The organism is Pseudomonas sp. NPDC087346 (assembly GCF_044744235.1).
In the GTDB taxonomy this organism is placed as follows: domain Bacteria; phylum Pseudomonadota; class Gammaproteobacteria; order Pseudomonadales; family Pseudomonadaceae; genus Aquipseudomonas.
In genome coordinates, this window is the sequence record NZ_JBIUXX010000103.1 from 1 (window position 1) to 8,207 (window position 8,207).

Annotated in this window: 4 protein-coding genes and 2 pseudogenes; 2 read left to right on the forward strand and 4 right to left on the reverse strand. The window is 59.7% G+C overall.

Annotated elements, in window-relative coordinates; genetic code table 11:
• Window positions 1–1,137 (reverse strand): annotated as a pseudogene (locus ACIOZM_RS30150) (hypothetical protein); the annotation flags it as partial.
• A gap of 197 nt (window positions 1,138–1,334) precedes the next feature.
• Between ACIOZM_RS30150 and ACIOZM_RS30155 the strand changes: the two are divergent.
• Complete coding sequence (locus ACIOZM_RS30155) at window positions 1,335–2,231, forward strand: NAD(P)-dependent oxidoreductase (protein ID WP_401220973.1); 897 nt, start codon at window positions 1,335–1,337, stop codon at window positions 2,229–2,231.
• On the opposite strand, the gene ACIOZM_RS30160 is transcribed toward ACIOZM_RS30155, so the two are convergent.
• Both ACIOZM_RS30160 and ACIOZM_RS30165 read right to left on the reverse strand, forming a co-directional pair.
• Entirely contained in the window at window positions 2,122–4,404 is a 2,283-nt protein-coding gene (locus ACIOZM_RS30160; protein ID WP_401220976.1) for a putative bifunctional diguanylate cyclase/phosphodiesterase, read from the reverse strand. The genes ACIOZM_RS30155 and ACIOZM_RS30160 overlap by 110 nt on opposite strands.
• Before the next feature lie 148 nt (window positions 4,405–4,552).
• Entirely contained in the window at window positions 4,553–4,921 is a 369-nt protein-coding gene (locus ACIOZM_RS30165) for a YkgJ family cysteine cluster protein (protein WP_401220979.1), read from the reverse strand.
• 302 nt (window positions 4,922–5,223) lie between these two features.
• On the opposite strand from ACIOZM_RS30165, the gene ACIOZM_RS30170 reads away from it, so the two are divergent.
• Complete coding sequence (locus tag ACIOZM_RS30170) at window positions 5,224–6,573, forward strand: spinster family MFS transporter (protein WP_401220981.1); 1,350 nt, start codon at window positions 5,224–5,226, stop codon at window positions 6,571–6,573.
• Window positions 6,574–7,167: 594 nt separating this feature from the next.
• Here ACIOZM_RS30170 and ACIOZM_RS30175 read toward each other — a convergent pair.
• Window positions 7,168–8,207, reverse strand: a pseudogene (locus ACIOZM_RS30175) (RNA polymerase-binding ATPase); the annotation flags it as partial.

The following is an 8,207-nucleotide window of genomic DNA, read 5'->3' on the forward strand; positions in this document are numbered from 1 at the left end:
GGCGTAACGCATGATGTCTTTGGAGATCAGCATCATCGCGTTCCATGGGCGTATACGGACCATGACGCTGGCTTCGCTGCTGTCTTCGTTGTCGAAGTTGTAAGAGAAATCCCATTCTTCCGACAGGTATTTGCACAGCAGGCGTCCGGCGTTGATGTGCAGCGCCTCGGACATTTCGCTGCGGTGGTCGGAGATGTTCGGCAGCACGCAGATGCCGCTGGTGAAGATCGGCTCGAACACGAACGAATGACCGCTCTTGCCGTCATGCTCGTCCATCGGTTTGGTGTCGAACGTCTTGTTCATGTACGAGTGCTGCTGGGCCAGGCCGAATTCCGACGCCATGCCTGAACCGGTACCGCCGCCGGCACTGAAGATCGAGAAGTACAGGCGCGACTGGTTGGCCTTGATGCCGCAGCTGTCGATCAGGTACGAGTGGATCATTTTCCAGTCAGGGCTGGAGAAACGCTGGGTGTCCTTGTTGAGGATGATCTTCGCCAGATACTGGCCGAGGATCGGCGCATTACCGGCGCCACCGGCGTGGACTTCGGACAAGTCCATGATTTTCATTTTGCTGTAGTCGCGCAGGAAGCCGCTTTTCTCGCCTTTGCGCGAGAAACGGATACGGCCGGCGATGTCCTTGTCGAGGTCGCCGAGCATCACCAGCGGCTCAACCAGAAACACCGGTTTGCTCGCCTTGTTGTTGCCGATCCGCAGGTTGTTCTTGATCCACTGTGCCGGGCTGTAGCCTTTTTCGGCGTAGCGCTTGTCCGGCGACAGGCGATCTTCGTTGTTGAATTCGTTGAGGTAAAACTTGCGAGCGTTGTACACCAGCTCCGCGACGTCGAGGGCGATGTTCGAGCCGCAGCGGCCGAGGCCGATCAGGCACACCGAGGGGAATTCCTGATCGCTGTGCTGCTCGTTGTCGCCGTCCAGATGCGGTGGACGCGGGAACACCAGGTCACGCAGGCCGTCGAGGTTGTCGAGGATGCGGTCGGTATTGGTTTCGGTGAAGTACAGGTATTGCTGGGTCGACAGCGGGCGCGAGGGGAGCGATGGCTTCAAGGGTGCCGGGTTGTTCGCGGCAGGGCTCAGGGTCAGATCGGATACCGCAGTGGCCGGATTGTTTTTAGAAGTCATTTTGCGCCATATACCTGGACAGGGTTGGCTCGGCGACCGTTGTCATCGAGCCTCACGGAAAGAGGATCTCGCGTCTTTTACTGCGCGTATTTGGCCCGGGCGTCAGGGGCTTGGCCTGAACATCGCGCGGGGGAATCCTTTCCTGATCGTTGATGAATCGGCCATTATTCGGCGATCTTTAATCAAAAAGAGGCTAAATGATGTCAACGCTACCTTCGTTGGGGTTCGCCGGAATCGGTCTGATGGGCCTGCCAATGTGCCGACGCCTGCTCGCGGCGGGCTATCCGCTGACCGTGTGGAACCGCAACCCGGCCAAGTGCGCACCACTGGTCGAGGCCGGTGCCCGGCAAGTGGCGACGCCGGCTGAACTGTGCGAGCACGCGGACGTGGTGATGCTGTGTCTGGCCGATACGGCGGTGGTGCGTGAAGTGGTGTTTGGTGCAGCGGGTGTCGCCGAAGGGGCGAAAAGCGGCCAGTTGCTGGTGGATTTTTCCAGTCTCGAACCGACTGCCACCCGTGAGATGGCCGCCGAACTAAAAAACAAAACCGGCATGGGTTGGCTCGATTCGCCGGTGTCCGGCGGCGTGGTCGGGGCCGAGGCGGGCAGCCTGGCGATCATGGTCGGTGGTGATGCGGCTGATCTGCAGCGAGTACATGCGGTGCTGCTCAATTTGGGTCAGCGTGTCACGCATATGGGCGCTGTCGGCGCCGGGCAGGTGACCAAGGCCTGTAATCAGATGATCGTCGCCTGCAACGCCTTGGTGATTGCCGAAGTAGTAGCGCTGGCCGAACAGGCCGGGGTCGATGCCAGCCTGATCGCCGAAGCGCTGGCCGGTGGGTTTGCCGATTCAAAACCGTTGCAGATTCTCGCCCCGCAAATGGCCGAGAGCCGTTTCGAACCGGTGAAGTGGCACGTGCGCACGTTGCTCAAGGATCTGGACACGGCGGTGAAGTTTTCCCGCGAGCAGGGTTCGGCGACGCCGATCAGCGGATTGGCCGCACAACTGATGCGCCTGCATGGGGCGCAGGGCTTTTTGCAGAAGGACCCTGCAACACTGGTGCAAATGTATCGCGGGCCAGACTCAGCGGATTGACCGCGTGGGAGTTCTTGCGCTGATTGATTTCTTCGAGCACCGGGCGTAACTCGTCCAGCGGCACCGGACGGCTCAGCAGGTAACCCTGAATGAAGTCGCAGCCCGAACGCTCAAGGAATTCGTACTGCTCCAGGCTTTCGACGCCTTCGGTCACCACCTGCAAATGCAGGGTGTGGGCCATGACGATGATGGCCTGGACAATCTCCATGTCAGCGGTGGCTTTGGGGATGTCGAGAATGAACGAACGGTCGATCTTCAGCGTGTTCAGCGGCAGACGCTTGAGGTACGCCAGCGACGAGTAACCGGTGCCGAAATCGTCAATCGACAACGACACGCCGAGGGCGCGGATCTGCCGCAACAGCACCAGGGTATTGGCGATGTTGCCCATCAGCGCGTTTTCGGTGACCTCCAATTCCAGCCGCTCGGGCGCGACACCGGCCGAGCGCAGCGCGCTTTCGATTTCATCGGCCAGCTCTTCGCGGGCAAGGTTCAGCGGTGAGCAGTTCCAGGCGATTTTCAGATCCTCGCAGCCGTGGCGCGACAACTCGCCGAGATCCTTGCACGCCTTGCGCAACACCCAGTTGTCCAGCTCGGCAATCAAGCCATTGGTTTCGGCAATCGCGATAAATCGATCCGGCGCCAACAGGCCATGCAGCGGATGCTGCCAGCGAATCAGCGCTTCGAGCTTGGTCACACGGCCGGTTTTCAGCTCGTAGATCGGCTGGTAATAGAGGGTCAGGCCGCTTTCCGAACGCAGGGCATGACGCAACTCCTCTTCCAGTTGCAGCTCCATGCTGGCGCGGGTTTTGAGGTTCGAACTGAAGAAGTGCAGACCGTTGCGGCCATTGCCCTTGGACTGATACAGCGCCAGATCAGCGTGCTTGAGCAGTTCTTCGCAGGTGTTGCCATCGTCCGGGTACAGGCTGATGCCGATACTGGTGGTCATGACCATGCGCCGCCCGGCCAGCTCGATCGGCTCCTTCATCTTGAGCATGATGCGCTGGGCCATGGTGCGCGCTTCTTCACGGTCGTGCAGGTTGATCAGAATGCAGAACTCGTCGCCGCCAAAGCGTGCGACCACGTCTTCATGGCTGCGCACCGAGCCCTTGATGTGATCGGCGATGACCTTGAGCAGTGCGTCCCCGGCGTCGTGGCCGAGGCTGTCGTTGATGCGTTTGAAGTGGTCGATGTCGAGAAACATCACGGCGAGCATCCCGCCCTCGCTGGCCTTCTGGCTGAGCTTTTCGGCGAAGATCTGATTGAAACCACGACGGTTGATCAGGTTGGTCAGCGCATCGTAATTCGCTACCTGTTGCAGCGACATGCGCGCCTGATCGAGCTGGCTGAGCAGGGCGTTGACCCGACGCAGATCGTGATCCTTCTTCTGCAATTTCTTGTCGGCCAGCGCTGCGCTGACGGCACTGCCGAGGATCAGCAGGATGATCAGCGCCACGGTCAGGCCCAGTTGCAGATGATTGGTTTCTCGCGGCATCGTCAGGGCGGTGCCTTCGGGCAGTACCAGTTGCAGCGCGGCCATCCCGGTGAAATGCATACTGAAGATGCCCGCGCCGAGAATTAGCGCAGCGGTGTATTTGAGCAACTGATGCAGCATGCCGCTGCCTTCGCGCAGATACCCGGCGACCCACAGCGCGGCGAAACTGGCGCCGATGGCAATCGCAATCGACAGGCTGAACAGCATTGGCTGGTAATAAGCCGTGGCGACCGAGTGCATTGCGGCCATGCCGACGTAGTGCATGCCGGCGATGCCGAAACCGATGACGATGGCGGTTTTCAGGTATTTCAGCAGCGTCGGATGCGGCTCGCTGAGGGTGTGCATGGCCAGCCACGAAGCGAGCAGGGCGATCAGCAGGGAAAACAGGGTGATGCCCAGGTCGTAGTGGATTTCAATGGGCGCCTGGAACGCCAGCATGCCGATGAAGTGCATGGCCCAGATGCCGCCGGCCAGACAGGTCGCGCCGATCCAGCGCCAGAGGCGTTGCGAACCGGGATCTTCGGCGTGGCCGACCCGTTCCGCCATATCGAGGGTGGCAAAACTCGCGGCGCAGGCGACCAGATAGGCCACCAGCACCAATACCGGATTGTGGGTGCAATCGAGAATGACCTGCCCGCTCTCCGGCAGCTCGGTAACAAACTGCAAACCAAGCCACTCCATAGCATGCCCCGTCTCTGAAGTCGTCCTTCCTGCGTCAGCAACGCAAGTGAATGACTGCAGTATAGAGGCCGTATGGAAGGCGCAAGCGGTAGTGGCACATTGGCGCTAATGATTTTGACATTAGCTTCATAGCGTTTGGCGCTAAGGCTCAGGCGATCTGTTCATAAGGCATGTCGGCCCAATATTGTTCCAGCGGCAGCAGACCGAACGCGGCGCGGGCGGTATCGCAATCGGCGTTGTGCTCGCCGTTTTCCCACGATGCCTCGAACTCGCGGCAGGTGCTGGAGCGCTTTTCGTAAATCGAGCATTGCACGGTACTGCCGACTTCACCGACCAGCGCGGTGCAACGCACCGGTTTGCGGTCGGTACCGATCATTGCCACCCGGCTGGGAGTGATCTGGGTGACCAGGTCGTCGGGCACCGTGCCGCCGGAGGAAGCGCATTCACCCCAGAAAAAAGACACGCGAAAATGGGAGCAGCAGGCACCGCAATTCAGACACGGACTGACGTGGGACATGGGGGAGGGTATCAAAGGATTGATCGGCTCGAATCCGGACGGATTCGGCGGCTATTCTAGGCTTCGCCACGGACTTGGGAAGGGGGGCGGGAAAGTATTTTTTTGTGGCAAGGTTTTACCGCGAACGCCCCGGTTTTCGGGGGATGTCAGGCATATCAAGGGCTTACGTTTCGTTACAGTGCCATGGCCCGATATCAGGCTGACGAATGATCGAAGACAGGCCGGATACGCCTGACTAGATTGCAGGTTCCGGGCTCGGATGCGTCGGCAGTGAAGCCCTATAACAATAAAGAGACGGACCCATGCAGAACTCGACCCAAGCGGCGAATGCCTGGCGCATTCTGTTCCTGCTGTTCCTCGCCAACCTGTTCAACTTCTTCGACCGCACCATTCCGGCGATCATCATCGAACCGATCCGTATGGAATGGCACCTCAGCGACTTTCAACTGGGGATCGTCGGCACCGCGTTCACTCTCGTCTATGCGATTGCCGGCCTGCCGCTGGGGCGCATGGCCGACACCGGCTCACGCAGCAAACTGATGGGTTGGGGCCTGGCGACGTGGAGCGCGCTGACCGCGGTCAACGGCCTGGTGGGCAGTTTCTGGAGTTTCCTGATCGTGCGCATGGGCATCGGCATCGGCGAGGCGAGTTACGCACCGGCCGCCAATTCGCTGATCGGTGATCTGTTTCCGGCGCATCGTCGGGCGCGGGCGATGGGCATTTTCATGCTCGGTCTGCCGCTGGGATTGCTGCTGGCGTTCTTCACCATCGGCGCGATGGTCAAAGCCTTTGATAGCTGGCGCGCGCCGTTCTTTATCGCGGCGGTGCCGGGGTTGATCCTGGCGATCTTCATGTTCTTCATCAAAGAGCCGAAACGCGGCGCGGCGGAAACCGTGCAGGTCTCGCAAGAGAAAGTCGACAAGCCGATCCGGCGGATTTTGGCTGTGCCGACCTTTTTGTGGCTGGTGATGGCGGGGCTGTGCTTCAACTTCGCTACTTATGCCTGCAACTCGTTTCTGGTACCGATGCTGCAGCGTTATTTCCTGATGCCGTTGCAGGAAGCAGCGGTGGCGACCGGGGTCATCGTGGGTGTTACCGGGCTGGTTGGTTTGACGCTTGGCGGCTATATCGCTGACAAAATCCACCAGCGTGTGGCCAACGGACGACTGTTGTTCGCGGCGTTCAGTTTGATCATCTCGACGCTGTGCACGGCGTGGGCGTTGCACGCCGGGCGAATTGAGATCGGTGTGTTCGTTGCGATATTCAGTGTCGGCTGGCTGTTTGCCTATAACTTCTATACCTGCGTGTACACGGCGATTCAGGACGTGGTCGAACCGCGCCTGCGGGCCACGGCGATGGCGCTGTTTTTTGCCGGGTTGTATTTGCTCGGTGGCGGTCTGGGACCGGTGGTGGTGGGTGCGTTGTCGGACCATTTTGCGCATACGGCGATGCTGGCCGAGGGCGCGGAGCAGATGACCGAGGCTTATAAAGCAGTGGGGCTGCATGATGCGATGTACCTGATCCCGGTGGCGCTGTTCTTTACCATGGTGTTTCTGTTTTTGGCTGCGCGGTGTTTTGTGCGGGATGCGAAGCGGATGAAGGAGGGGTTGGTTGCTGTAATTGAGCCTGATGTTGCGGTGGCGACTGCATGATTGCTATCGCTAGCAGGCTAGCTCCCACAGTGATTGTGTTCACACTGGAGATCCAGTGTGGCAGCCAGTTCCCACAGTGATTGTATTCACACTGGAGATCCAGTGTGGCAGCCAGTTCCCACAGTGATTGTGCTCACACTGGAGATCCAGTGTGGCAGCCAGTTCCCACAGTGATTGTGTTCACACTGGAGATCCAGTGTGGCAGCCAGTTCCCACAGTGATTGTGCTCACACTGGAGATCCAGTGTGGCAGCCAGTTCCCACAGTGATTGTGCTCACACTAGAGATCCAGTGTGGCAGCCAGTTCCCACAGTGATTGTGTTCACACTGGAGATCCAGTGTGGCAGCCAGTTCCCACAGTGATTGTGCTCACACTAGAGATCCAGTGTGGCAGCCAGTTCCCACAGTGATTGTGCTCACACTGGAGATCCAGTGTGGCAGCCAGTTCCCACAGTGGTTGTGCTCAAACTGGAGATCCAGTGTGGGAGCTAGCCTGCTAGCGATGAGGCGAGCCCTCTCACTGGCTAAATAACAGGCAAACAAAAAGGCCCGCATCGCTGCGGGCCTTCTTGTTTTCAGCTGCGGAGCGGGAAAATTAACCCGCGACCAAAACCCGAATCGCTTCCAGTCGCAGCGCGGCTTTGTCCAGCATCGCCAGGCCTTTCTCGCGTTGTTCACGCAAGGCAACCAGTTCGCTGTCACGCACGGTCGGGTTGACCGCTTGCAGCGCGGTCAGGCGTGCCAGTTCTTCGTCGGTGTCGGCCGCCAGACGGCGACGGGCCTCGGCCACGCGTTCGGCGTGACGCGGGCTGATCTTTTCTTCACCGGCGTTGATCCGTGGCGTCAGCTGATCGCGCTGGGCCTGGATGAACTTGTTGGCGCTGGCACGCGGCACGCTTTCCAGTTGGTCATTCAGTGTTTCGAACGACACTCGGGAAGACAGGTCGTTGCCATTGGTGTCAAGCAGGCAGCGCAGCGCCGCCGGCGGCAGATAACGCCCCAGTTGCAGCGCACGCGGAGCAACCACTTCGCTGACGTAGAGCAGTTCAAGCAACACGGTGCCAGGTTTCAGCGCCTTGTTCTTGATCAGCGCGACGGCGGTGTTGCCCATCGAGCCGGACAGCACCAGATCCATGCCGCCCTGCACCATCGGGTGTTCCCAGGTGATGAACTGCATGTCTTCACGCGACAGCGCCTGGTTGCGATCGTAGGTGATGGTCACACCCTCGTCGTCGCCCAGCGGGAAACTGGCGTCGAGCATCTTCTCGCTCGGCTTGAGAATCAGGGCGTTTTCCGAATGGTCTTCGCTGTCGATGCCGAACGCATCGAACAGGGTTTCCATGTAGATCGGCAGGGCGAACTGATCGTCTTGCTCAAGGATGTCTTCAACCAGTGCCTCACCTTCGCCAGCGCCGCCGGAGTTGAGCTCCAGCAGACGGTCGCGACCGGTGTGCAGTTCGCTTTCCAGACGCTCGCGCTCGGTGCGCGCCTCGTCGATCAGCGCTTGCCACTCGCCGTCGTCGGCTTCTTCCAACAGCGGCAGCAGGCGCGGGCCGAACTGATGCTGCAAGGCGTTGCCGGTCGGGCAGGTGTTGAGGAACGCGTTCAGCGCTTCGTGATACCACTGGAACAGGC

What these genes read in the sequence shown, in the direction of transcription:
- ACIOZM_RS30160 (WP_401220976.1), bottom strand. Translation starts at nt 4,404, where the DNA reads ATGGAGTGGCTTGGTTTGCAGTTTGTTACCGAGCTGCCGGAGAGCGGG.
- ACIOZM_RS30170 (WP_401220981.1), top strand. Translation starts at nt 5,224, where the DNA reads ATGCAGAACTCGACCCAAGCGGCGAATGCCTGGCGCATTCTGTTCCTG.
- ACIOZM_RS30155 (WP_401220973.1), top strand. Translation starts at nt 1,335, where the DNA reads ATGATGTCAACGCTACCTTCGTTGGGGTTCGCCGGAATCGGTCTGATG.
- ACIOZM_RS30165 (WP_401220979.1), bottom strand. Translation starts at nt 4,921, where the DNA reads ATGTCCCACGTCAGTCCGTGTCTGAATTGCGGTGCCTGCTGCTCCCAT.